This window comes from Paenibacillus sp. FSL R5-0623 (genome assembly GCF_037974265.1).
Lineage (GTDB): Bacteria > Bacillota > Bacilli > Paenibacillales > Paenibacillaceae > Paenibacillus.
The window spans coordinates 88,558-114,203 of sequence record NZ_CP150233.1 but is presented as its reverse complement, the minus strand read 5'-3'; the positions used below and the strand labels follow the sequence as shown (position 1 = coordinate 114,203).

22 protein-coding genes, 1 tRNA gene, 2 rRNA genes and 1 riboswitch are annotated in these 25,646 nt (G+C 47.0%); of the genes, 9 read left to right on the top strand and 16 right to left on the bottom strand.

Features of this window, described 5'->3' with window-relative positions:
- Positions 1–2 precede the first annotated feature (2 nt).
- From MKY92_RS00545 to MKY92_RS00525, 5 genes are all read left to right on the top strand, one after another.
- The gene (locus MKY92_RS00545; RefSeq protein ID WP_339298751.1) at positions 3–1,994 is read left to right on the top strand and encodes a M1 family metallopeptidase; all 1,992 of its coding nucleotides are present in this window, start codon (positions 3–5) and stop codon (positions 1,992–1,994) included.
- 10 nt (positions 1,995–2,004) lie between these two features.
- The gene (locus MKY92_RS00540; RefSeq protein ID WP_221824812.1) at positions 2,005–2,856 is read left to right on the top strand and encodes a hypothetical protein; all 852 of its coding nucleotides are present in this window, start codon (positions 2,005–2,007) and stop codon (positions 2,854–2,856) included.
- Between the two features lie 245 nt (positions 2,857–3,101).
- Positions 3,102–3,239: riboswitch (cyclic di-AMP (ydaO/yuaA leader) on the top strand.
- Between the two features lie 39 nt (positions 3,240–3,278).
- Positions 3,279–3,713, top strand: coding sequence for a C40 family peptidase (locus tag MKY92_RS00535; RefSeq protein WP_223199955.1), 435 nt, complete (start codon positions 3,279–3,281; stop codon positions 3,711–3,713).
- A 354-nt stretch (positions 3,714–4,067) separates the two neighbouring features.
- Entirely contained in the window at positions 4,068–4,562 is a 495-nt protein-coding gene (locus tag MKY92_RS00530; protein WP_339298750.1) for a GNAT family protein, read from the top strand.
- A gap of 150 nt (positions 4,563–4,712) precedes the next feature.
- On the top strand, positions 4,713–5,069 hold the full coding sequence (locus MKY92_RS00525; protein WP_036607288.1) for a cytochrome c: 357 nt from the start codon (positions 4,713–4,715) through the stop codon (positions 5,067–5,069).
- 77 nt (positions 5,070–5,146) lie between these two features.
- On the opposite strand, the gene rbsK is transcribed toward MKY92_RS00525, so the two are convergent.
- The 3 genes from rbsK to MKY92_RS00510 all read right to left on the bottom strand — a co-directional run bounded on the left by rbsK (position 5,147) and on the right by MKY92_RS00510 (position 7,014).
- The gene (gene rbsK, locus MKY92_RS00520) at positions 5,147–6,130 is read right to left on the bottom strand and encodes a ribokinase (protein WP_339301631.1); all 984 of its coding nucleotides are present in this window, start codon (positions 6,128–6,130) and stop codon (positions 5,147–5,149) included.
- Between the two features lie 44 nt (positions 6,131–6,174).
- Positions 6,175–6,471 (bottom strand): 4a-hydroxytetrahydrobiopterin dehydratase, encoded by a 297-nt coding sequence (locus MKY92_RS00515; RefSeq protein WP_062838136.1) that lies wholly within the window; start codon positions 6,469–6,471, stop codon positions 6,175–6,177.
- Between the two features lie 249 nt (positions 6,472–6,720).
- Positions 6,721–7,014: a hypothetical protein gene (locus MKY92_RS00510; protein ID WP_076216998.1), complete on the bottom strand. Its 294-nt coding sequence runs from the start codon at positions 7,012–7,014 to the stop codon at positions 6,721–6,723.
- A 233-nt stretch (positions 7,015–7,247) separates the two neighbouring features.
- On the opposite strand from MKY92_RS00510, the gene motA reads away from it, so the two are divergent.
- Complete coding sequence (motA, locus tag MKY92_RS00505) at positions 7,248–8,048, top strand: flagellar motor stator protein MotA (RefSeq protein ID WP_211085594.1); 801 nt, start codon at positions 7,248–7,250, stop codon at positions 8,046–8,048.
- Positions 8,035–8,853, top strand: a complete 819-nt coding sequence (gene motB, locus MKY92_RS00500) for a flagellar motor protein MotB (RefSeq protein WP_062838139.1) — start codon at positions 8,035–8,037, stop codon at positions 8,851–8,853. The genes motA and motB overlap by 14 nt, the downstream gene beginning before the upstream one ends.
- 214 nt (positions 8,854–9,067) lie before the next feature.
- Here the strand turns inward: motB and MKY92_RS00495 are convergent, their stop codons facing one another.
- On the bottom strand, positions 9,068–9,769 hold the full coding sequence (locus MKY92_RS00495) for a pseudouridine synthase (protein WP_124118853.1): 702 nt from the start codon (positions 9,767–9,769) through the stop codon (positions 9,068–9,070).
- Positions 9,770–9,787: 18 nt separating this feature from the next.
- Complete coding sequence (locus MKY92_RS00490) at positions 9,788–12,127, bottom strand: ATP-binding protein (protein WP_339298749.1); 2,340 nt, start codon at positions 12,125–12,127, stop codon at positions 9,788–9,790.
- Positions 12,128–12,459: 332 nt separating this feature from the next.
- Between MKY92_RS00490 and tadA the strand changes: the two genes are divergently transcribed.
- Together tadA and MKY92_RS00480 are read left to right on the top strand one after the other, a co-directional pair.
- Positions 12,460–12,960 (top strand): tRNA adenosine(34) deaminase TadA, encoded by a 501-nt coding sequence (tadA, locus tag MKY92_RS00485; RefSeq protein WP_339298748.1) that lies wholly within the window; start codon positions 12,460–12,462, stop codon positions 12,958–12,960.
- A 49-nt stretch (positions 12,961–13,009) separates the two neighbouring features.
- A complete protein-coding gene (locus MKY92_RS00480) occupies positions 13,010–13,579 on the top strand; it encodes a GNAT family protein (RefSeq protein WP_339298747.1) in 570 nt (189 codons plus the stop codon).
- A gap of 260 nt (positions 13,580–13,839) precedes the next feature.
- On the opposite strand, the gene MKY92_RS00475 is transcribed toward MKY92_RS00480, so the two are convergent.
- The 11 genes from MKY92_RS00475 to MKY92_RS00425 all read right to left on the bottom strand — a co-directional run bounded on the left by MKY92_RS00475 (position 13,840) and on the right by MKY92_RS00425 (position 25,407).
- Positions 13,840–14,934, bottom strand: a complete 1,095-nt coding sequence (locus MKY92_RS00475; protein WP_339298746.1) for a hypothetical protein — start codon at positions 14,932–14,934, stop codon at positions 13,840–13,842.
- 235 nt (positions 14,935–15,169) lie between these two features.
- The gene (locus MKY92_RS00470) at positions 15,170–15,322 is read right to left on the bottom strand and encodes a small acid-soluble spore protein P (protein WP_036607296.1); all 153 of its coding nucleotides are present in this window, start codon (positions 15,320–15,322) and stop codon (positions 15,170–15,172) included.
- A 21-nt stretch (positions 15,323–15,343) separates the two neighbouring features.
- Positions 15,344–15,520 carry a hypothetical protein gene (locus tag MKY92_RS00465; RefSeq protein WP_017691325.1) on the bottom strand — a complete coding sequence of 59 codons (177 nt, stop codon included), beginning with the start codon at positions 15,518–15,520 and terminating at the stop codon, positions 15,344–15,346.
- 29 nt (positions 15,521–15,549) lie between these two features.
- Entirely contained in the window at positions 15,550–15,888 is a 339-nt protein-coding gene (locus tag MKY92_RS00460) for a hypothetical protein (protein ID WP_339298745.1), read from the bottom strand.
- A gap of 192 nt (positions 15,889–16,080) precedes the next feature.
- Positions 16,081–16,169 (bottom strand) — tRNA-Ser (locus MKY92_RS00455).
- A 194-nt stretch (positions 16,170–16,363) separates the two neighbouring features.
- Positions 16,364–17,647, bottom strand: a complete 1,284-nt coding sequence (serS, locus tag MKY92_RS00450; RefSeq protein ID WP_339298744.1) for a serine--tRNA ligase — start codon at positions 17,645–17,647, stop codon at positions 16,364–16,366.
- Positions 17,648–17,920: 273 nt separating this feature from the next.
- Positions 17,921–18,511, bottom strand: a complete 591-nt coding sequence (gene pdxT / locus MKY92_RS00445; RefSeq protein ID WP_036671585.1) for a pyridoxal 5'-phosphate synthase glutaminase subunit PdxT — start codon at positions 18,509–18,511, stop codon at positions 17,921–17,923.
- A gap of 145 nt (positions 18,512–18,656) precedes the next feature.
- Positions 18,657–20,045, bottom strand: a complete 1,389-nt coding sequence (locus MKY92_RS00440; RefSeq protein ID WP_339298743.1) for a D-alanyl-D-alanine carboxypeptidase family protein — start codon at positions 20,043–20,045, stop codon at positions 18,657–18,659.
- A gap of 417 nt (positions 20,046–20,462) precedes the next feature.
- Positions 20,463–21,920: an IMP dehydrogenase gene (gene guaB, locus MKY92_RS00435; protein ID WP_237178627.1), complete on the bottom strand. Its 1,458-nt coding sequence runs from the start codon at positions 21,918–21,920 to the stop codon at positions 20,463–20,465.
- A 367-nt stretch (positions 21,921–22,287) separates the two neighbouring features.
- Positions 22,288–22,404, bottom strand: a 5S ribosomal RNA gene (gene rrf / locus MKY92_RS00430).
- 75 nt (positions 22,405–22,479) lie between these two features.
- Positions 22,480–25,407, bottom strand: a 23S ribosomal RNA gene (locus MKY92_RS00425).
- Positions 25,408–25,646: the final 239 nt, after the last annotated feature.

The window sequence follows — 25,646 nt, the reverse complement described above, 5'->3', positions numbered from 1 at the left end:
CGATGATTCCACGACGCGCCAAGAGCTGGCTCACTGCATCCCTGGCCCTGTGTGTACTTGCCGGAGGGATATGGATCACTCTGGGTTATAATCGCTCAACTCATTCCGAATTGCCAGTACTCGCCCCCGAATCGGGCAAGCCCAAGGCAATAGCTCCAACTCCAGCACCTCCAGAAAGTGTACAGACCCCTACAGCCGAAGTGTACAGCAACCGTGTTGTGGAATATCACATGGATGTGAAACTGGCCGAAGGAAACGTATTGGAAGGGACTCAGACGATCACCTGGACTCATCCAGGCAAAAAAACCGTCAACGAGCTTTACTTTCATATGTATCCCAACGCCTTCTCTTCTGCTGACACCACCTTTATGAAGGAATCCGGCGGAAAGCTTCGGGGTGATGTCATGCCTACCAATGGTTACGGCTCCATGAACATTACCGAAATGAAAACGGAGGACGGGCTCTCTCTCCTGCACCGGATGCAGTATGTGCAACCAGATGACGGAAATATCAAGGACACCACCCTCATTAAAGTACGCCTGCCCAAACCCGTCAAAGGCGGGGAAAGCATCACACTCCACACCCGATTTGAAGTGAATCTGCCAAAGATTTTTGCCCGGATGGGAACTGCTGATCATTTTGTCATGGCAGGTCAATGGTTTCCCAAATTAAGTGCCTATGAACCTGTAGGCAGGCGTGGACGAACAACGGAAGGATGGAATCTGCACCAATACCATGGCAATTCAGAGTTTTACGCCGACTTCGGTATATATAGTGTGCGTATTCGGGTGCCTGAAACATACAAAGTGGCTGCTACCGGATTTCCAACGCAGCAAGCCGTGGTGAAGAATGGAGAAAAGGTCTATCAATTCTATGCCGATGATGTGCATGACTTCGCCTGGGCAGCCTCACCCGATTTTGTGTACGCCGAGGAGCCCTTCTCTGCACCCAATGTGCCTGGTGTACGAATCAAGTTATATCTGGACCCAGCTCATCAGGATCTGAAAGAACGTTACTTCTACGCCGCGAAGGCCGCTCTAGCCAATTATAGCAAATGGTTTGGCCCATATCCTTACGCAACCTTATCCATCGTTGTTCCACCCAAAACGGGGAACGGTGCCGGAGGCATGGAATATCCTACGCTAGTTACAGCCTTTGGAGCCGATGATACTACGCCAGGTTATGACCTGGAACGTACCGTAGTCCACGAGATCGGACACCAGTACTTCTACGGCATGGTTGCCAGCAACGAATTCGAGGAAGCGTGGCTGGATGAGGGGTTCACCTCTTATGCAGAAGACAAACTGATGGAGCAGGAATACGGATTGATTCCGAATCTGCCGGTACAATCGGGACTGATTACGTCTCCTTCATCCTTAACACAAGAATCCTGGAAGTTTGATTCACAGAATGAGTATGCAGCCAATGTCTATACACGTGGCAAGCTTGTATTGCTTGGTATTGAACATCAAGTCGGTGCAAAAAAGATGGAACGCATTCTCTCTACCTATGTGAAGAAGTACCGCTTCAAACATCCCACTTCGGCTGACTTTCAGAACGTTGTGGAACAAGTGACCCGTACTTCCTGGTCTGATTATTTTGATCAATACGTTTATGGTAACGGGATGGCTGACTTTGCTGTAGAGAAGATTCGTGTTACGCCCGTACAGAAAGACGGTCAAACATTGTACGAGTCATCCGTGACGATCGCAAAAAAAGGGAGTGATTACAACGCCGTTCCTGTTCGCATTGCTTTTAAAGACGGGCATACCCTCACCAAACAATGGAATGGCAAAGAAGATCGCATCACCTATAAATTAACTCACACATCCCCCGTATCCTGGGCCATGACCGATCCCCTGTACTCGATCGTGCTGGAGAACCGCCATATGAACAATTTCCTGAAATCCGGACTGGATGAGCGGGCGAAGTCCCGCTGGAGCATGAGTGTAACCAAACTAATAGAAGCCATATTCGGAGGTCTGTCATGGTGAGGTGGAAACGGTGAAAGCGAAAATACGTGAAGGCTGGTTTCTCGTCCGTCAGCATATGTTCATTGCCGCAATCTTATTTCTCTATCAACTCATTTGGGGATATTTCTTCTATCGAATGGTACAATCGGCGGTCATCCCACTACTCCTGCGTTATCCGGATGCTGATGCCGGGGAGTTGAGTACACTTTTGTTCAAAATGGAAAGTCAACTTAACCTGTCTACCCATCCGGAGGTTCATCGTTATCTATGGATTCTCGGGGGCATGCTGCTGGTTCGCATGTTGATCAGCCCCCTCATTCAGGCAGGACTGCTCTACTCACTTCAGCACTTTAATTCTACAGAAGAGCGCATCCCCTTTATCCGCGGAATCAAAAATCTGTGGAAACCGATGCTGCTGCTCCACACCATACGTACATTATTGATCCTTCTGCCCGCCTACTGGCTCATACCGAAGCTCTACTCCATTCTCATGGACGGATTTCATTCCCTTCAATTACTTTTGCCTGGTATACCTTATGTTGCTGCTTGGATTGTATATGGTTGGATCATCCACCATGTCATACTCTACATGCAGTTCGGTGTGTCGGCACCAGAAGGAGAAGGCGGGGCTCACGGTACCCTCAAAGCACTCTGGATTGCAATGCGTCATCTCATCGCTGTAATCGGCATTGCACTCCTGCTGGGCGGAGTACACCTGCTCGTCTTTGGGGCCTTCACTTCAGCCTCATGGTTATTAACGGGACTTACCGGACTTATACTACAACAGACGTATCCACTTGCCAGATGTCTATTGAGTCTGTGGAAAATATGCAGCCATTTCCGATTATGGCAGTCCAAAATATCCAAAGGTGAGAGCAGATAGTTTAAAAATTGTTACCATCACATGTTAAACTCATGGCCTAATATGTACTTATAAATAGGCAAACCTCAACCTTTCCCCGTCAAAGGTCGAGGTTTTTTTTGCTAATTTTTTTGCTAAACGTTGCCAAAGCCGTACTCCTCTGTTACAATAATCGCAGTGAGTTTTTAGTAACAACTTTGTAATCTTTACATTCATATTTGTAACTACTTAAAATTAAATCGTCATTTCTTGATTTCGCAGGTGCATAACTAGCATAGCCAAATTCCTGGCACCTGGGAAGCGGGGGAACCAGTTATGGGTGAATTGATCTTGCTACAGAGGGATCATAGGGGACCTTCAACCGAATCCTTAAGCTAACCTCGCAGGCATTGGAAGGGGAATATCTCTTGTTCAAGAAGAAATTAACCGCAGCTGTACTTAGCATCACATTCGCTTTATCGCTTGGTGCAGGTAGCGCATTCGCAGATTCAAAGATGGACACAGTAATTGATTCAGCAATGGGAACTACATACAAAAGTGGGGGAACAACGCTTAACGGCTTTGACTGCTCCGGATTTACCCGGTATGTATTCGACAAGTTGGGTATTGATTTGGCACGCCAATCCAGTTCCCAATTCGACATGGGCGATTCCGTATCCCGCATGGAAATGAGAGCTGGCGATCTGGTGTTCTTTAATACAACAGGTAAAGGCGTATCTCATGTAGGAATCTTTGTAGGGGATGGAAAGTTCGCACACTCCTCTTCTTCCAAAGGCGTTACGATCAGTGCATTGAGTGAAAACTATTGGGCCAATCGTTATGTTGGCGCGAAACGGATTATGAGCACGGACGCATATGAATCACTGGCCCTTGACTAGGGACAAGCTGAGCAACATGATGCTGTAACCATTAACCATACTGGAACGAAGCAAGAAGCATAACAGAACCGCCCGGTACATTCTCCGCAGGAATGTATCCGGCGGTTTTTTGTGCTTCAATCCTTATTCATGTTGCAAGTTATACTCGGGGCATATCCTGCGACATCAACAAGTTCATTTTGCGTTCGTTCGTCCGTGCCCTTATGATGTTTTTACCCATCCCGTTATAATATAAACGAAATTACCGGAACTTTTGTTTCATTTTTTTTCTCGGGAAGGAAGACTTGCTAAATGAACATCTCTTTTGTAGAGTGGACAAAGAGTTCTGTTTCAAGGAAAGGAGCATGCAGGTGTATGAAGGAAACCCCTGTGACGTTTCACGTTGTACCCATGCGAGAAGAACATGCGGAGCTTATCTGCAGTTGGCAGTATGACCCGCCTTACAATATCTACAGCTGGCTCCCCTGGGAGCAGATGAAAGCTCTGGAAGTGGAATTTGGAGATGCACAGCTGCGGCAGGAGCAATACGCGATCGTCCTGGATCAGAACGATCGTATATGTGGGTTTGCCCAATACTTCCCACTTCAAGGGGTAACCCGGATTGGCCTTGGCATGCATCCAGAGCTGTGTGGTCAGGGTCAAGGGGCAGCTTTTGTCACTGCCATTGTACAGGAAGCTATTCGCCGAAATCCCACGAATGAGATTGATCTGGAAGTACTCACTTGGAATGCTCGTGCCATTCAAGTCTATCTGAAGAGTGGATTTGTCACCCAGGATACATACGAACGACAGACCCCAAGCGGCTTGAAGCCCTTTCACTGTATGGTTTATGAAGGGCCTCGCGGTTAGAATCCATTGCAAAACAACCAAATTTGCCCCTTGTTATGTGATTAGTTCAAAAAATTCCCACAAAATGCTATGATGTCGGTACAGGTTCCGTTATAATGATATGGATAGTTTCAGGTTAGATGATCTTTCATTCTGGAGGGGACATAAGGGATGCACAAATGGATCATGAGCGGAGTATTTTTTGCAGCATGCGCTTTAGCTATTGTTTTAATGTTTACGCTTCCAGGGAAAGAAGAAGTGGCTGAAGAAGCCAAGCCAACCATGCCGGAAGTAACATTGGATGCCGGACAAGCTGAAGCACTGGTCAAAGCCAATTGTATCTCCTGTCACGGGGATCAGCTTCAAGGTGGCGTAGGACCTGCTCTGGCCAACATCGGCAGCCAGGATGATCTGGAGAAGATCTATTCTACGATTGTCAAAGGTAAAGGTGGCATGCCTTCCTTCAAGGGCAAACTGCAGGACGAAGAGATTGCAAATATCGCCATGTGGCTGTCAGAGAAGAAATAATCTCTGCACGCACTACATAATGAAGAGGCCCTTAATCCCCTTTTGGGAGAATAAGAGCCTCTTTGTTATACCAATTATTAGGCATCTGCCGCGTGCTCGGCCAGAAAGGCCTCGACTTCACGTGCGGACGGCATCCCGGACTGTGCGCCGAGCTTCGTCACGGATAACGCGGCCGCACCCATGGCGAAGCCTACGGCCGCGTCCAAAGTCTCACCGCGCGCGAGGGCTACCGCCAGCGCGCCGTTGAAGCAATCGCCAGCGCCGGTCGTATCGACGGCGCTTACGGCGTAGCCGGGCGCACGGCACGCGCCGGCACGCCCTGCTTGTACGCGGCCACCAGGCGCCGCCGCGTACACAGCCCCCTCGGGGCCGAGCGTCGTGACGACAGCGGCCCCGAGGGATGCGGCGAGCTCTGCGACCGCCGCATCCAGGTCTTCCGGCCGGAGATGATCCCGGCTGGTAAGCGCGGTAAGCTCACTGCGGTTCGGCGTGACAACGTCGACGCACCGCAGGAGCTCCTGCGGCAGACCCGGCACCGCGGGAGCCGGGTTGAGCACCACCAGTGCGCTGCCTTCAGCCGCCAGTTGGGCGGCGCGGGTAACCGCTGGCAGCGGGATCTCCAGCTGTAGCAGCACCGCTGCGGCTGCAGTCAGGCTTTTTACCGTATCCGCCTCTTCCAGCATCTCAGGCACCACTTGCCCATTCGCACCAGGAATAACAATAATCCGGTTGTCTCCCCTAGAGAGCCAAATGGACGCCGTCCCTGTAACCGTGTCTTCCAATATGCGAACCTGCGAGGCATCTGCACCACTTTCCGTCAGACTGTGCAGCAGACGTTCGCCAAAACCGTCCGATCCCACCGCACCAATCATCTTAGTCTGTCCACCCAGACGCGCAGCGGCAACAGCCTGGTTGGCCCCTTTGCCACCAGCGAGATAATGCAGTTCCTCACCGCTCACCGTCTCTCCCTCTTCCGGAATCATGTCTGTCTTCACCACGAGATCCATATTGAGACTGCCTACGACAGCAATGAGAGGTTGTTTCTGATTATAGTCTGACATGTATGGTTCACTCACTTCTGGCCGCGCGATAATAACTGACCACGTTATTCCGACCTCATTTTGTCATAAGCTTCGTTATATTGTCCTGCTTCCTTGATATCTACAGATGTGATACCACCCGCATCCCATGACGTCAGACGCAGCGTAACCGTTGTATAGTCAATCGTAATAAAAGGATGATGATTGAATGCTTCCGAGATCGCAGCGACCTCATCCACAAATGCAATCCCTTTCATGTAGTTGGAGAACACGAATTTACGTACAATCCACCGTCCCTCTTCCAGTTCCCAGCCTTCCAGCCTTCCCAGATGAGCTTCGACTTCCTCTTGCGAAAAAACCATGCGTTATCTTCCTCCCCATAGGATGGTACATTACAGACGTGTGTCCGTATAACCACCGACACCTTCGGTGCGATCAACAGCAACCTCAAAGGCCAGGCTCACCGCCATGCGGTTGGCCATTTCACGACTAACATCTTACCACGGACTAGCTTCAAAATCCAATCGCCTACATGGCATAGAACCAATAACCATAAGGCTTTGAGGGAAATTCCAGTTCCATTTATACCCCTGAAAATGCATATAAACATACTAAATTAAAGGTACAAACGTCAACTCTTCTTCCCCGATCAAAATATGAATGCGGTGCTGCTCCTTATCATGGATGACCACGCCACTTCCAACCGGAATAACAGACTCCTCGCCCAGCGCATAGAACAAATCCTCCGCTAACGCCTCATCCACTTCAAGTTGGTCAGATGCAGCCAATCTCTCCCATTCTTCCGAGTCCATTTCAAAGAATACATACCGATCCGGTATGCGCCCGATTGCCGTTGTCAGATCTGTCAAAATTCCTTCATAATCCCGTCCATGCTTTACGCCCATTGGCTTTTCACTCCTATTCGGCCCCTAAGGAGCGGATTTGTTCTTATTATACCTGAAAATAGCCCTTAAAAAAAAAGGCCTTCTGGTCGATAAATACATATATGACCGTTTTAACTGTTTTAGCAACCGTAAGGAATGCCTAACATTGAACGGATTGCGGCCAAAAATTCGTCCGGAAGCCCGAACACAGCCGCTTGAAAGGATTCAATTTTATCTCATGGATGAGGTGTATGATGAACATTTCAACGATTATTGGACTAATTTTGGGGCTGGTCTCCCTTGTATTTGGTATGTTCTTGAAGGGTGCGCCCTTAATCAACCTGGTTAACAATCCCGCAGCCTACATTATTATCTTTGTTGGTACGGCAGGAACCATCTTTATCGCATTTCCGATGTCTGAAGTTAAAAAAATCCCTAAGCTTTTCGGGATTGTTTTCAAAAATCAAGTACTTATTGATCGCGTATCCCTGATCGGCACATTTATGGATTGGGCTTCCACTACCCGTCGTGAAGGTTTGCTTGCACTGGAATCAAAAGTAGAAGAGATTGACGATCAGTTCCTTCGTGGCGGTATGCGTATGATTATAGACGGCAACGATCAGGAATTTGTAAGTGATGTGCTCATGGAAGATATTCATGCTACAGAGGAGCGCCACCGTGGCAGTGCCTTGATCTTCGCTCAGGCGGGGATGTACGCACCAACGCTCGGGGTTCTCGGGGCCGTTGTAGGTCTCATCGCAGCACTTGCCGATCTCAGTGACATGGAGAAACTCTCCCATGCGATTGCGGCAGCATTTATTGCAACACTCCTTGGTATATTTAGTGGTTACGTGTTATGGCACCCGATGTCTAACAAGCTGAAACGGATGTCCAAGCAAGAAATGGAGATCAAGCTGATGATGGTTGAAGGACTGTTATCCATACAATCCGGTGTCTCCACCATCGCCATCAACCAAAAGTTATCCGTATTCCTGACACCTTCCGAACGTAAACAACTGGAAGAGAAGGAGGGATCATCAGGTGAAAAAGGCTAAGAAGCACGAACCACATGAAGAGCATATAGACGAGAGCTGGTTGCTCCCCTATTCCGACTTGATGACCTTGTTGCTCGCTCTGTTTATTGTATTGTTCGGCATGAGTTCAATCGATGCAGCTAAGTTTGAGCAGATGGCTTCCGCACTAAACAGTGCATTAAATGGAGGTTCCGGAATTCTGGACCATTCGTCCATGAATCCGGATACGCCAGGTGCTGATTTGGGTAAGAACAAACAGGAACCTACAGAAATCACCAAGAAAACACCAGCTCAGATTACAGATGCACAGATGGCTAAGAAAGAACAAGAAGACCTGGAGAAACTCAAAGAGCGACTCGACAAATATATCTCGAAGAACGGGCTCTCGGACCAGCTGAACACCAAGCTGAATCAGTCTGAATTGAAGATCACCATCAGTGATAACGCCCTGTTCTCCTCAGGCCGAGCAGATGTGAAGCCTGAATCACGATCCCTGGCCAAAGCAATCTCAAGTATGCTGCAGGAGTTCCCTGAATATGAAGTGGTTGTATCCGGTCATACCGATAATATTCCCATTTCGAACAACCAATATAAGGATAACTGGGATCTAAGCGCAGATCGTGCGCTCAACTTCCTGAAAATCCTGTTGCTGAACTCGCAATTGGACCCTTCCAAATTCACACCAAGTGGTTATGGAGAGTATCACCCGATTGCCAGCAATGACACCAATACCGGACGGGCACAGAATCGCCGTGTAGAGGTATCTATCATTCGGAAGTATCAAAGTAACAATACAAATGTAAAAGCCGTTGGCGAAGGAAACTAGAGGCCTGCAGCGATTCATTAACCAAAGACCGTTCTCCAGGTACAAGGAGAACGGCCTTTTTGGTTTATATAATGCTTATGCTTTGGTTTATCTCTACACTTTTTCACACTATTTGCGAAGATTCACCTGTCATCATCGACCCTATACCAAAAAGCCCTGCGCTCCTTTTCGGAAAGCAGAGCTTTAGTCGGTTAAATAGTCAAAGTCAAATCATCTATTCCAGTGAATAGTCCAACAGACCGCCCAGCTCTGCTTTTTCAGCAGCGGTAAGCTCTCTCCAAGAACCTGTCGCCATTTCTCCAAGGTGAATGTTCATGATCCGAATACGCTTCAACTTACGAACCTCGTAGCCAAAGGCACTACACATCCGCCGAATCTGACGGTTCTTTCCTTCAGTAAGGATGATACGGAATACTCGATCCGTCATCCGGGTCACTGTACAAGGCAGGGTCATTTCACCCAGGATTTTCACCCCAGTGCTCATACCTCTAAGGAAACTCGGGGTTACAGATCGATCAACAGTAACGATATACTCTTTCTCATGGCGTCCTTCTGATCTAAGAATCCGGTTAACGATATCACCATCATTGGTCATCAGGATCAAACCTTCTGAGTCCTTATCCAGGCGCCCAATTGGAAAGATACGTTCATCGTGTCCGACAAAATCAACGATATTGCCCTGAATATGCTGCTCGGTTGTGCTTGTGATCCCGATCGGTTTATTCAGCGCGATATATACGTGTTTTCTCTTTTCCTTGATTGGCTTGCCGTTGATTCGTACATCGTCGCCTTCTTCTGCCTGACTGCCCAGTTCAGCCTTAACCCCATTAATGGTTACCTGACCACTATCCACCAACTTATCTGCTTCGCGCCGGGAGCAGTAACCTGTTTCACTAATAAATTTATTAATACGCAAAAGGTAATCTCACCTCATCTATTTCTCTTCATCTGTAAATGGTTCATCCGTTACCTGATCTACCTCAATAACTTCCGGTTGTTGCTCGGATGCAGGCAGTTCAATGATAACCGTTGTTCCCTTGTTCAAGATGCTTTTAATATCCATCATGCCCTTATGTGATTGAATAATGCGCTGACTGACCATCAGGCCAAGCCCTGTCCCAGACTCTTTATTCGTAAAGAAAGGCTCCCCAAGCTTGGGCATCATCTCTTCCGGGATACCAATGCCTTCATCCCTGATCTCAATTCTGACGCGTTTCGACTGCTCGTCATGCTTGAGCTTGATATGGATGCTTCCTCCATTTGGCATGGCCTCCATACCATTTTTCAGCAAATTGATGAATACCTGCTTCAACTGGTTCTCTTCACAGTGTACCATAGCTGAATCGGATGAGGCACGCAGTACAAATTCTACACCATGCAGATGCGCCTGACTATCCAGTAACGAGATGACATCGCCAAGAATAAAACGAATATCCCGATTCTGAAAATGAACCGCCTGCGGTTTCGCCAAAATCAGAAATTCACCGACAATAAGGTTGATTCGATCCAGCTCCGATAACATCAGATCCAGATGACGATGATTCAGCTTGTTGCTCTCTTGCTGTAACTGTAGGAATCCGCGCAGCGTGGTCAGTGGATTACGAATCTCATGTGCCACACCTGCTGCAAGCTGGCCCACGGTTGTTAGCTTCTCAGAACGTCTGAGCAGTTCTTCCATCCGATTACGACTTGTAATGTCCCTGGAGACACTAATGAGCGCGGTAATCTCTCCAGCCTCGTCTCGTACCGGAGCCGTACTAACACTGACCTCTACTCGGGTCCCGTCTTTCTTCATCCAGGTGGTTTCGTTGGACGTAATGGACATCCCTTCAACGAGTTGGGCATGCTGACGTTTCATTTCTTCTTCTGCCTCTGGCGGGATGATCTTCAGATTACGACCTTCCACCTCACGACTTCGAAAGCCATATAATTGTTCAAATGCCCGGTTAACCCGAAGCACTTTTCCTTCAAGATCCGTAATGTGAATGGCATCCGCTGTCTGATTGATAATGGACTCCAGATGTTCTTTCACCGCCCGATTCTCTTCATACATCTGTTTCAGACGGCTCGTATAATGGCCCAAATTACGAATCATGGCATTAATACGATTGGCCAGTTGGCCCAGCTCATCCTTCCTCCTTACTTTCAGACGGAAATCAAAGTGACCTTCCGCTACATCATTCACTTTGCCCAGTATGGATTGGATCGGACGCGTAATATACCCTGCGAGCAGATAGCTGCCAAAGATCACGATCTCCAGAAGAACCAACGATATGGAGGCATGGCTCACCAACTGCTCAGATACCATGGAGGATATTTGCTTATAGTCCATGACAATACTGATCACATAGGAAGACTGATTGGGTGTGAATATGGGAATAAAACTCTTCAATACCTTCTGTTCGTGCGTTTCACTGACAAAAGATACATTTTGCCCTGTTCGAATGGCGCGCACCACAGCACGATGATCCTCATCCGTAGAACCATACTGGTATGTACCAAAACGAATCGGTCTGTTATTCAACTTGCTAAAGTTCGAATCTCTTCCGTCATCGCCCATGTTCGGGCTGCCAAAAGTCAACGGATTGATGCCTGTAATCTCCAGAATGGAGGGATTGACCTCACGAATTTTATTTAAAATCTCATCCGGACTAGAGATTTTCACATAGTCATCAACTTCCGTATTATTATAGAAAGGATTGATTATGTAGTTTCTCTTTCCATCATGGTAGTAACCCCAGATATCAATATCCGAAGGACTGGAGGTTGAATATTCGAATCCATCTGACCAGAAATGCTCCAACTTCTGCCCTTGGGGAATCGTCACCTGCTGTTTTTCAAACAACTGCTTAAAGGCCTGATACCAATAGGTCATGGATTTGGTGGACAGCCCGATTTCTCTCGGATCCGAAGAGCGGCTAACAACGATGTCATCATCCGTCTGCTCCATTAACGATATATGTGAGACGCCGACCTTTTGGCTCAAGCGTACAAGTTCTTCATTTGTGATATTATTAATATCCGGGTCCAATTCTTCCGCTGCCATGACAGCAGCAAGCCACAGATTGTTTCCAATCTGCCGTTTTACATAATCCGAACTGTATTGATTCTGTTCGACAGCAATTGCAATCTGCTTTGCAGTGAGCACCATCTTGTTTTCACTGTCCTGCCTCAGATTCTCTTCTGTAGTATAATAACTCAGTGCGATATTCAACACTAAAATAACGAGCACTGAGCACGACATAATCATGGATAATTTCGTTTTAATAGACAAGTTTTTTTGTTCACCTCTCGGCTTGTACCCTCTGGCGATATATGGCAAAACCTATCTCCATCATAACGCTTGTATGTCTTTTTGAAAAGGATAATTGACCTGTGCCCAAAAGTTACCGAATGATTGAAAAGCTCGAAATTCGTTGTTTTTTGCATTTTCGAACTCTACAATGAAATGAATCACTATATTTATCCACATACCCACAGGCTTGTGGATAGTTTGTTTATAACTATGTGAGCAACTGCACGGTTATCCACAATTCTATACACAACATGTTAACAACCCGAATACTTGTTCGCTGAATAAACGATTTTGGAAGGAGTTATATAGTAATGACTGACCATTCTCTCCAGCCCGATCTTGGGAATTTATCTGAGGAGGCTCAACATGAGCACTGGATGCGGGAGGCCATTGCCGAGGCCTACAAAGCTGAGGCTCTTGGGGAAGTGCCGATTGGAGCTGTAATCGTACAAAATAACCAAGTTATCGGTCGGGGATACAATCTGCGTGAAACTACACTGGATTCCACTGCCCATGCAGAGATGGTGGCTATTCGTCAGGCCAGCGAGACCATTGGAGCTTGGCGTTTGTTGGATTGTTCTCTGTACGTCACACTGGAACCTTGTCCGATGTGTGCAGGTGCAATTGTGCAATCCAGGGTCCCCCGCGTAATCTATGGTACGGCTGATCCCAAGGCAGGCTGTGCAGGTACACTGATGAACCTGCTACAGGAGCCTCGTTTTAACCATCGCACCGAGGTGATCCCGGATATCCTCCAGCCTGAATGCTCCACGATGCTAACTCAATTTTTCAGACGTCTGCGTAAAAAATAACACTAATCATTGAATATCAACATTCCAATTAGAAAGGAAGTGTGCTGTAATGGCACTAACACTCTATGATACAGCCCACGGCATAAGCCTTCGGTTGCTCACACCCCAGGATACACAGTCCTATCTGGACCTGATTAAGGTCACACGCGTCCCATACCAGGCTGTAGAACCCGTGCGAGACGATGAATTCTATACACTGGATGCTCAGACTCGGCGGATTGAGGATCGGGTCAAGGCAGCAGAAGAAGGTACAGGATATCAATTTGGAATCTATACCATTAAAGACAGTCTGCTGATTGGACAAGTAAGTATCAACAATGTCGTACTGGGCGTTGCCAATTATGCTGATATGGGTTACTTTATACATCCGGATTATCAGGGCGGCGGACGAATGACAGCAGCGGTTAAACTGGCCGTAGCTTATGGTTTCCGTGCGCTGAAGTTAAATCGGGTTCAGGCTGCGGTATTACCCTCCAACAAAGGTTCACAGCGCGTACTGGAGAAGAATGGATTCCAGTTTGAAGGTACTGCTCGCAAATACCTCAAGATCAACGGCAAATATCAGGATCATCAGATCTATGCTGTACTTGCTGAAGACTTGGACGAACTTGCGAATTAATTAATTTTGAAGTTCCCACACAAAGCTGTCTGTATTTCCAATTCAACAATATACAAATATAATATTCAAAACCGCACTAACCTAGTTATGTAGGAGAGAGTGCGGTTTTATTTGTATAAATCACCAGCCACGATTCAACATCAAAGATCAATTATTTTGTGGATATCCCCTCTTACGCTGTGTAACAAAAAAACCGCCTGTATCCAAGCGGAAGGAAGGCATCCTTCACTTGAATCACAGACGGTTTGAACTCAGCGAGATTAGTATCCGTATGAAGCGTTCATCAGTTCTTCGAACTCTTGCATAGTAATTACGTCATCGCCAGTAGGGATGTTGATTTTGAATGCTGCTTTTTCGTTAATTTTGGTGTACGTATTGGAACCGGTAAATGCCAATTTCACTTCGTCTTTTGTACCTTCTGGCTTGATCAGTAGATCAGCGACCATCTTTTGATATACAGGGAAGTCGTTTTTGTCCAATGCGAAATCGATGTTGAATTGGTTGATTGTCAGAACATCTTTCAATTTATCCAAGTCTTTAGCCATTTCAGCCTGATCTGCTTCAGTGATTTTCAAATCTTCTTTAGCTTTGTCGATATCAGCCTGATCCATTTGCAGCATTTCACGATATTCCTCTTTGGACAGAATATCCAATACTTTAGGCATAGCTTTTGTTACCAGTACAGTAACTGCTTCTTTAACATTGTCATTATTCACCGAGAATTGTACAACCTGCTTCGCATCTACACCTTCAGGAAGTTGTGCATCTTTGGTGTCTAGATTTTTGAAGAATTTAGCTTGATCGTACTCGCTCAGCACTGCATCCATGACTTCGTTGCTCAGCTTTTGCGTTTTGGCTGCGTCCATAGCATCTGGGTTCCATTCTGTACCCTCTTGCTCAGCCAGTTCTTTCAGATCCAGCTCCAGGAACTTGTTAACAACATTCTCCGGAATCGGGAAGAATGGAATATTCGGCACTTTCACATACAGTTTCTCTGCCGTCATCACCATTGGAATGTTAAAGGTCATACCCATGTCGCCTTTAAGCTCGATGCCAAGAGTCATCTCTGTCTGCATTGGCTCACTTTGGTATACACCTGTTACATTCAACTGAGCATCCTTCAGCATGCTCATAAACTGAGTCATGGTCGGATCCGTTTGTGAAGCATCCCCAGGTTTATAGCTCAATTCATTAATAGTGAAGTTGGAACTCATTTCATACGAAGTCAGTTTGGAAGCATTGGCCGCAGCCGTCTTCAATGCCTCTTTTGGTTCCTGCTTGCTGCTACATGCTGTCAATGCCATAGATACGGTCAACAGCAACGTAAGAAGAAGCGCCCCCATACGTTTAGTCATTTGTTTCTCTCCTCTCGTGATAACCCCAAAAAAAAGTAATTCAATATCAATGATATACCATATCGCCAGATACCGAAACCTAATTTGGGAAAAATGTGATCTTTCCTCTTTAAAATGGCTACAAAGACCTATGTCAGCTTTGGGAATAAGCATGTCCTTGTCTTTATATATGTATGAATACGCAAAAGCCCCCTGTTTGGTAACAAGGGACTTTTGCGTGAATCTGTTTCTTCTATTAACCTTGGGGATTCAAATGATCCACATGATTTTGATTTTTTACTTTTTTGGAACCGGATAATGGTTCCTGCATGGAAGAGCGTTTGGATGAATGACGATGCTGTTCGGATGCTTGCGCTTCCGGTACGGGAATTGTCTTTGGTTTGCTCATATTATTGCCCCCTCATCATTGTTAGGAATGGGATGGGTCCCTATCTTCCGTTTTGTCATGATTCAGTGCATCCTGATGACGGCGATCATTGATATCTTGCTGAATTTGCTGGGCATGATGACTGTTTACGGCAGGCTGCTCCAGATCATCGACTACATTTTGCAGGTTTTTGTCTACTCCCGCTTTGGCTTTAGTCAATTGAGTTCACTCCTTCAGATTTCAGGCTATTATCTCGTCTGGGATTGTAACGACTGGGCGCATTCATGAATGTGCCGTGTATAATCGTGAGCCAGTTCCTGAATCGGTTCTGTACGCTCATCCGTCGTTCGTCCATCCCGTTCCACATCAATCAGCTGTACGCTGACTTCACGGGAATCGACATATGCACATTTGAAATCAAAAGAGTACATCTCGTGCCCTGCTGTAGCAATGTGTATCCGAATCGCCTGCTGATCGGCATCATCGGCCATTACCTGAGCCTGGTCTCCAACATTCAGGACTTGAGGCAAACGTTCTTGCCAAGCCCCTACAAGCTCTGTCTGATCGATGTTTAACTCGCGGTTCATCTTACCACCTCCACTCCTATAAAGTGCGGCGATGAGGATGTTTTTATACATATTAACCTCATTCCAAATATAACGTTTTACTGTGCAACGTATACATCAGTCACCAACCTGTATACTCACTACGTTTAACAAACTCACAACGCAAAAAAGGACCCGAGCGAGATCGCTCGAGTCCTTGTTATAAGTGTAGTATGGCGGAGAGGGTGGGATTCGAACCCACGTGGAGTTGCCCCCTAACGGTTTTCAAGACCGCCCCGTTATGACCGCTTCGGTACCTCTCCAGGGAATTAACTTTTATAAACTTGCCACGAAAAGTATCATACCACATCTCGACATTATAATGCAACCTTTTTTATATTAAAAATGATGATCCTGTATCAGACAACTGCCTCCGTTATACAAAACACTCCAATCCGCCATTCAGAAATGACGGATTGAATTTGTATTCCTTTTGATGAGGATGGTTAACTAACTCTTAAGAGCGATGTGCAATCACACTAGTGCCGCCCATATAAGGACGCAATGCTTCAGGAATAACAACTGTACCATCTTCCTGTTGATAGTTCTCCAGGATAGCGGCTACCGTCCGTCCAACGGCCAATCCTGACCCGTTCAATGTATGAACAAATTCCGGTTTGGCTTTTGGCTCTCTGCGGAAACGGATATTGGCACGACGTGCCTGGAAGTCCTCACAGTTGGAGCACGAAGAAATCTCACGATAGGTATTGCTCTCAGGCAACCATACCTCAATATCATACGTTTTAGCTGAAGTGAAGCCCATATCTGCCGTGCACAATGTCAGAACGCGATACGGCAAGCCCAACAATTGAAGCACACGCTCCGCATTTTGAGTCATTTGCTCCAGCTCTTCATACGAAGTCTCCGGAGTAGAGAGCTTGAGCAGCTCTACTTTGTTGAATTGATGCTGACGAATCAATCCACGTGTATCCCGTCCAGCGGAACCGGCTTCAGAGCGGAAACAAGAACTGTATGCCACAAAGTGCTTAGGCAATTGATCTACATTCAGAATCTCTTCGCGATGGTAGTTCGTTACCGGAACTTCAGCAGTAGGGATCAGATAATATTCAGTATCTTTTAACTTGAACAGATCTTCTTCAAACTTAGGCAGTTGACCTGTTCCAAACAAGCTGTCCCGATTAACGATGTATGGAGGCAGAATCTCTTCATATCCATGTTGATCACTGTGCAGATCCATCATGAAGTTAATCAATGCACGTTCCAGACGCGCACCCAGACCTTTATAAAAGGTAAAACGGGAACCTGTTACTTTGGCAGCAGCCTCAAAATCAAGAATATCGAGATCCTGCGCAATTTCCCAGTGTGCTTTCGGTGCAAAAGTAAATGACTTCGGCTCTTCCCAACGACGAATCTCAACATTGTCGTCTTCAGAAGCCCCAGTAGGTACACTTTCGTTAGGAATGTTCGGAATCGCCATTGTGAGATCATTGATCTTCACTTCCAGTTCCCGAACTTCTTCGTCCATAGCTTTGATTCGATCAGAGACTTCGCGCATCTCCACAATCAGATCATCAGCATTCTCACGATTCTTCTTCAGTCTAGCAACTTCCGCCGAGACTGTATTCCGACGACTCTTCAGCGTTTCACTCTCTTGAAGCAATTCCCGACGCTTGGCATCCATCTCGGTAAATCCAGCGATAAGATCCAGCGATTTGCCACGTTTAGTCAATGCTTCTTCTACACGTGCATACTCATTCCGCAATATTTTCACATCAAGCACGATATACCCCTCCTAAATAACCTCACAACGTGAAGCCTTATGTTAAATCCATTATTAAAAATCTACTGTATATACCTTACTATATACTTATCGGAACCTGTAACCCAAAAAACAACCTATATCCCCGGTGTCACCCTCCGCTGCGATTCCCGCTTTGAAGCAGATACAGGCAACATCAGGCATCCGTTCAGATGCAACCGCCATCCAGCGGCCTTACAAGGCTTCTGGGGAAGTGATCCGATGACCGGGAGATCATAGATTGTACATCATGCATTATTTAGAGTCTACCGTATGTTTGTAGGATCTGGCCATGTCTACAAAATAAGTATGCAGACGATAGTCATCCGTCAATTCCGGATGGTAGGAGCAAGCCAGCAAATGCCCCTGACGAGCAGTAACAATCTCATCCTTGTATGTGGAGAGAACTTCGACCTGGTCTCCGACACTCTCGATCAAGGGTGCCCGTATAAACACAGCTCTTACCGTTTCCTCAATGCCTTTGACTGGCAAATCCGTCTCAAAACTTTCTCTCTGCCGTCCAAATGCATTTCGGGATACAGTCATATCCATTAGCTCCAAATGAGCTTCTTCTTGCCCTGCAATGTGTTTAGCCATAACGATCAAGCCAGCACAGGTACCAAATACCGGTTTGCCCTCAGCAGCAAACGCGCGAATGGCATCCATAAACCCATACTTGCGCATCAGTTTACCGATCGTCGTGCTTTCCCCGCCAGGAAGGATAAGACCGTCCAAGTCCTCCAATTGCTGAACCTGTTTGATAGCTATACCTTCTGCTCCAGCACGTTCAATACTTCGAATATGCTCTGTTACAGCTCCTTGAAGTGCTAAAACGCCGATCTTCATACGCTCATTCCCCTTCTCTTACCAGCCACGATCTTGCATATGGTAAACGAACATTGTACTTTTTTACTTCATCATACGTGAATTCTAACTTGATATTTTACCGGAAAAATTGTAAATATACAATCCATCCAGTCGGAAATATAGACTAAAAGAGATTTTTGATTCCGTCAAAGAGATCCACGAAGAAATCTTTCACAGCACGGAAGAACAAACGGAACCATCCGCCTTTTTCAGCCTCTTCAGCAGTGATCAAGTTCACTGTTTTTTCCTGAGGCTCAATTCCTTCTGCTTTATACGTGTACGTTACTGTACCAACCTTTGTACCTGCCTTGATTGGTGCTACCAGCTTGTCAGCCTCAGTTACGTTAGCTTTGAAGGTCACATCCAGGTTCTGAGTACCTTTGGGAACAACGAAACTTACCGCATTATCTGTTACAACAGGAACCGTTGTTTCTTTCCCTTTTTTCAAAGGTACCGCTTCCCAGCCCGTCACTTTGGTCTTGCCTGCGACAGCCTGCTTCACTTCAAAGTTGTTAAATCCATAGTCCAATACCTTTTTAGTTTCTCTGAAACGTGCGGATTCCGAATCTGTGCCCATAACAACACTAATTAGACGCATACCGTTACGTTCTGCTGTACCTGTAAAGTTATTACCTGCGTTTGTGGTATGGCCTGTTTTCATTCCATCCAGACCTTCATAGGCATAGCTTTTGAAATTGGTTATATTTTTATTCGCTTCCAGCATCCAGTTGTAATTGATAATTGGAGCTTTATCATTTGGACGGAACTTATAGGATTGAATGGTTGTAAAATCTTTGTAGTCCGGGTGATCCATGATGATATATCTGCACAGAATCGCAGCATCCAGTGCGGACATCACTGTTTCCTTGTCTTCAGCTGGACGGAAGTCGGCAGGCATATCTGCTCGATCGAGACCGGAAGAGTTGATGAAGAACGTATCCTTCATGCCCATACGCTTCGCTTCATCATTCATCATTTTCACGAAAGCTTCTTCCGAACCGGCAACATACTCGGCCAAAGCAACCGTAGCATCATTGGCAGAGCCAACAGCCATAGCAATATAGAGATCCTTAACTGTGTGCTGGTCACCTTCCGCCAGGAAGATACGTGATCCGACACTTTGTGCAGCATTCTTTTTAACAGGTACAATATCGTCCCAGCCAAATTTCCCTTGTTTGACCTGCTCTGCGACAATGTATTCTGTCATCATTTTGGTCATACTTGCAGGTGGCATCGCTTTATCCGCATCGACATTTAGTAGAATCTGTCCCGTTGAGGCTTCCATAAGCACCGCTGATCTAACCTCAAGCCCAAGTGAGTCTACCCCAGGCACCTGTATGGCTTTCTCCGTCTTCGTTGTTGTTGCCGCAGCAGTCAGAACCTGACCTGAGTTATCCGCAGCAGCCATGACCGGCATTACTGCAGACATGCAAAGCATGTTAATTAGCATTACCGAGGCTACGCTTTTTTTGAGCATTTGGCGTTTCTTTTTATTCATGTGTTTGGCTTTCAATTGATGAATACTCCCTTCGATCCAAAGCATTGTTAATTGCTTCAGTGCAGCTTATGCTGCGATTTTCTTGTTCCCTAACCTGCGTGTTTGATGTATGAGATGTGTGCTATATGCGCTGTATCGAACGAGCAATATTATTGCTCCTAAAGTTCGTTATCGATTGTCACTTAGTCCGCATTTTGCAAATGCTTATGTAAAAGGACGTCCGCGCTTCTGTTTAACTGGCAGCCTTTTCTGGCACTGCATTTGCTTTTCAAAACCATATTCATAGATTCACGTCAAATAGCCGCCGCAACGCCTTAATCCAAGCTTGGATCGTCACCGCTTGTTCTATTCTATCACAGGGGTATCTGCAAAAAAAGACAGACCCGGTGAAAATCACCGAGCCTGTCCTGGAAATGATTAACTCTCTTCCGATTACAACGAGTAGTTAGGTGCTTCTTTGGTAATCTGTACATCATGGGGATGACTTTCGCGCAGTCCCGCACCTGTAATTCGGATAAAGCCTGTATCGTTACGAAGTTGCTCCAAGTTACTTGTACCACAGTATCCCATACCCGAACGCAGACCACCAATCAGTTGGTGAATCGTATCAGACAATGGCCCTTTGTAAGCGACACGACCTTCGATTCCTTCCGGAACCAGTTTCTTGTCATCATCTTGGAAGTAACGATCTTTACTACCTTGTTTCATTGCAGCCATTGAACCCATACCGCGATATACTTTGTAGCTACGCCCTTGGAAGATTTCAGTTTCCCCCGGGCTTTCCGCTGTGCCGGCAAACAAACTTCCCAACATCACCGCGTGTGCGCCTGCAGCCAGTGCCTTCGTAATCTCACCAGAATATTTAATTCCGCCATCCGCGATAATCGGAACTCCATATTCGCGTGCCACTGTTGCACAGTCGTAGACTGCAGTTACTTGAGGTACACCAATACCAGCGATTACACGTGTTGTACATATCGAACCTGGACCAATACCCACTTTGACTACTGAGGCTCCTGCTTCGATCAGGTCACGAGTGGCTGCGCCAGTAGCGACGTTACCTGCAACGATGGTCAGGGTAGGGAAACGTTCACGAAGCTGACGTACAGCTTCAATGATATTGATGTGGTGTCCGTGAGCCGAGTCTACCGTAATCAGATCGACACCAGCTTGTACCAAAGCATCTGCACGTTCGAATGTATCTTTGGAGATACCAATCGCTGCACCAACCAACAAACGGCCTTGAGCATCTTTGGCTGCATGAGGGAATTGAATGGCTTTTTCAATATCTTTAATGGTGATAAGACCTTTCAATGTGTTCGTCTCATCAACTAATGGAAGTTTTTCAATCTTGTGCTTCTGAAGGATACCTTCAGCTTCTTGCAGTGTAGTACCTACAGGAGCTGTAACCAGATTCTCACGAGTCATGACTTCGCTTATTTTGATGCCGTAATCATGGATAAAACGCAAATCGCGGTTGGTCAAAATACCAACCAGCTTCTGATCTCCTTCAATAATAGGTACACCGGAGATCCGATATTTCGCCATTACTGCTTCCGCATCAGATACCAGATGATCTGCAGTCAGTGAGAATGGATTCGTAATAACACCACTCTCCGAACGTTTAACACGGTCTACTTCTTCTGCCTGTTGTTCAACCGACATATTTTTATGGATAATACCGATACCGCCTTCACGTGCAATGGCAATAGCCAATGTCGCTTCAGTTACCGTATCCATGCCCGCACTGATCAAAGGAATATTTAGCTTTACAGTATCACTCAAACGAATAGATACATCTACTTCTTTAGGCAGTGTCTCGGATTTCCGTGGCACTAGCAATACATCATCAAAGGTGAGGCCTTCCTTACCAAATTTATCTTCCCACACGCAAGTGTTCCTCCTTATGTTTGCTCAGCTTTACGGTCCAAAACCCGAAGATTCCAGGCTGTATTTTACGCCGAAAATACGTTTTCTGAAAAATTTATTATTGCCATCTTAGCAAAGCGATATTTAGACTGTCAAGGAAAAGTACTTGGTTATATCAGGTGTATTGCCTGATGAACACAACTGTTTTTCCAGAGCGGACAAGTCTAGTTATTACGCAAAAAAACGTCAATTCGTATCGAATAACGTTACTTTTATACATACTATTGTGCTGATAAATCACCAAATTCAATCTGTATTTTAATACCATACTGCATAATATAACTATATAATAAAAACCACCACCGAATAACATCGGCAGTGGTTCTTTGCTTGGCGGCGTCCTACTCTCCCAGGACCCTGCGGTCCAAGTACCATCGGCGCTAGAGGGCTTAACGGTCGTGTTCGGGATGGGTACGTGTGGAACCCCTCCGCCATCGCCACCAAACGCGTAGCTTACATTTCAGAGTGTTGTTCTCTGAAAACTAGATTCGAAACGAAACATGCGAATTATCACTTGCTATTGGATAAGCCCTCGACCGATTAGTACTGGTCAGCTCCATGCATTGCTGCACTTCCACCCCCAGCCTATCTACCTCGTCGTCTTCAAGGGGTCTTACATACTGGGAAATCTCATCTTGAGGGGGGCTTCACGCTTAGATGCTTTCAGCGTTTATCCCGTCCGTACATAGCTACCCAGCGGTGCTCCTGGCGGAACAACTGGTACACCAGCGGTACGTCCATCCCGGTCCTCTCGTACTAAGGACAGCTCCTCTCAAATTTCCTACGCCCACGACAGATAGGGACCGAACTGTCTCACGACGTTCTGAACCCAGCTCGCGTACCGCTTTAATGGGCGAACAGCCCAACCCTTGGGACCTACTTCAGCCCCAGGATGCGATGAGCCGACATCGAGGTGCCAAACCTCCCCGTCGATGTGGACTCTTGGGGGAGATAAGCCTGTTATCCCCAGGGTAGCTTTTATCCGTTGAGCGATGGCCCTTCCATGCGGTACCACCGGATCACTAAGCCCGACTTTCGTCCCTGCTCGACTTGTAGGTCTCGCAGTCAAGCTCCCTTATGCCTTTGCACTCTTCGAATGATTTCCAACCATTCTGAGGGAACCTTTGGGCGCCTCCGTTACTCTTTAGGAGGCGACCGCCCCAGTCAAACTGCCCACCTGACACTGTCCCCGCACCGGATTACGGTACCAGGTTAGAACCTAGATACGATCAGGGTGGTATCCCAACGTTGCCTCCACACAAGCTGGCGCTCATGCTTCAAAGGCTCCCACCTATCCTGTACAGATCGTACCCAAATTCAATATCAAGCTGCAGTAAAGCTCCATGGGGTCTTTCCGTCTTGTCGCGGGTAACCTGCATCTTCACAGGTATTAAAATTTCACCGGATCTCTCGTTGAGACAGCGCCCAAGTCGTTACGCCATTCGTGCGGGTCAGAATTTACCTGACAAGGAATTTCGCTACCTTAGGACCGTTATAGTTACGGCCGCCGTTTACTGGGGCTTCGGTTCACAGCTTCGGGATTACTCCCTAACCACTCCCCTTAACCTTCCAGCACCGGGCAGGCGTCAGCCCGTATACTTCGCCTTACGGCTTCGCACAGACCTGTGTTTTTGCTAAACAGTCGCTTGGGCCTTTTCACTGCGGCCCCCTCGTGCTATTCACACTACCGGGGCACCCCTTCTCCCGAAGTTACGGGGTCATTTTGCCGAGTTCCTTAACGAGAGTTCTTCCGCGCGCCTTAGAATACTCTTCTCGCCTACCTGTGTCGGTTTGCGGTACGGGCACCATCACCTGGCTAGAGGCTTTTCTTGGCAGTGTGAGATCATGACCTTCGCTACTATAATTTTCGCTCCCCATCACAGCTCAGCCTTACAATGTGCGGATTTGCCTACACATCAGCCTTACTGCTTAGACGGACATCCATCAGTCCGCGTCACTACCCTACTGCGTCCCCCCATTGCTCATAACGGCTTACGGTGGTACAGGAATTTCGACCTGTTGTCCTTCGACTACGCCTTTCGGCCTCGCCTTAGGTCCCGACTTACCCTGAGCGGACGAGCCTTCCTCAGGAACCCTTAGGCTTTCGGCGGATCAGATTCTCACTGATCTTTTCGTTACTCATACCGGCATTCTCACTTGTATAATGTCCAGCGCTCCTTACGGTACACCTTCAACCCTTATACAACGCTCCCCTACCCCTGATGCAAAGCATCAAGCCATAGCTTCGGTGGTGTGTTTAGCCCCGTTACATTTTCGGCGCAGAGTCACTCGACCAGTGAGCTATTACGCACTCTTTCAATGGTGGCTGCTTCTAAGCCAACATCCTGGTTGTCTGTGCAACTCCACATCCTTTCCCACTTAACACACACTTGGGGACCTTAGCTGATGGTCTGGGCTGTTTCCCTTTTGACAATGGATCTTAGCACTCACTGTCTGACTCCCGGAAGTAAGTCTATGGCATTCGGAGTTTGACTGAGCTTGGTAACCCTTGCGGGCCCCGCACCCAATCAGTGCTCTACCTCCACGACTCTGTTTTCCGAGGCTAGCCCTAAAGCTATTTCGGGGAGAACCAGCTATCTCCGAGTTCGATTGGAATTTCTCCGCTACCCCCACCTCATCCCCGCATTTTTCAACATGCGTGGGTTCGGGCCTCCAGTGCGTGTTACCGCACCTTCACCCTGGACAGGGGTAGATCACCCGGTTTCGGGTCTACGTCCACGTACTATATCGCCCTATTCAGACTCGCTTTCGCTGCGGCTCCGGCTCTTCACCTTAACCTTGCACGGGAACGTAACTCGCCGGTTCATTCTACAAAAGGCACGCCATCACCCCTAAAACGGGCTCTGACTTTTTGTAAGCACACGGTTTCAGGTTCTATTTCACTCCCCTTCCGGGGTGCTTTTCACCTTTCCCTCACGGTACTGCTTCACTATCGGTCGCTAGGAAGTATTTAGCCTTGGCAGATGGTCCTGCCGGATTCATACGGGGTTTCACGTGCCCCGCACTACTCGGGATCCGTCTCGGAGGGAACAGACTTTCAACTACAGGGCTTTTACCTTCTTTGGCGGGCCTTTCCAGACCTCTTCGCTTAACCGGTTCCTTTGTAACTCCATGTGAGACGTCCCACAACCCCAAAGAGCAAGCTCTCTGGTTTGGGCTTCTCCGCGTTCGCTCGCCGCTACTGACGGAATCACTATTGTTTTCTCTTCCTCAGGGTACTTAGATGTTTCAGTTCCCCTGGTATGCCTCACACTAACCTATGTATTCAGTTAGGTGTAACTGGAAATTACCCCAGCTGGGTTTCCCCATTCGGACACCCCCGGATCAAAGCTTGCTTACAGCTCCCCGAGGCAGTTTCGTTGTTCGCCACGTCCTTCATCGGCTCCTAGCGCCTAGGCATCCTCCGTGTGCTCTTAGTAGCTTAACCATTTTGTTCCGGTTTCGGTCGTTCGCTTCCCTTGTTTTGCTTGCGCAAAGCCAAAAGTCGCTCTCACCCGATACCATCACAAAAGCAATTTAACTACCTTTATACACTTGACTTGTTTGCACAAGTTTAGCTTAAAGGAATGTTCTAATTCGCGTTTGTTTCGTTTCGATATCTAGTTTTCAAAGAACAAGCTCCATGCAAAAGCAAGCTGTTTGAGAGTTTGAGCTCTCAAAACTGAG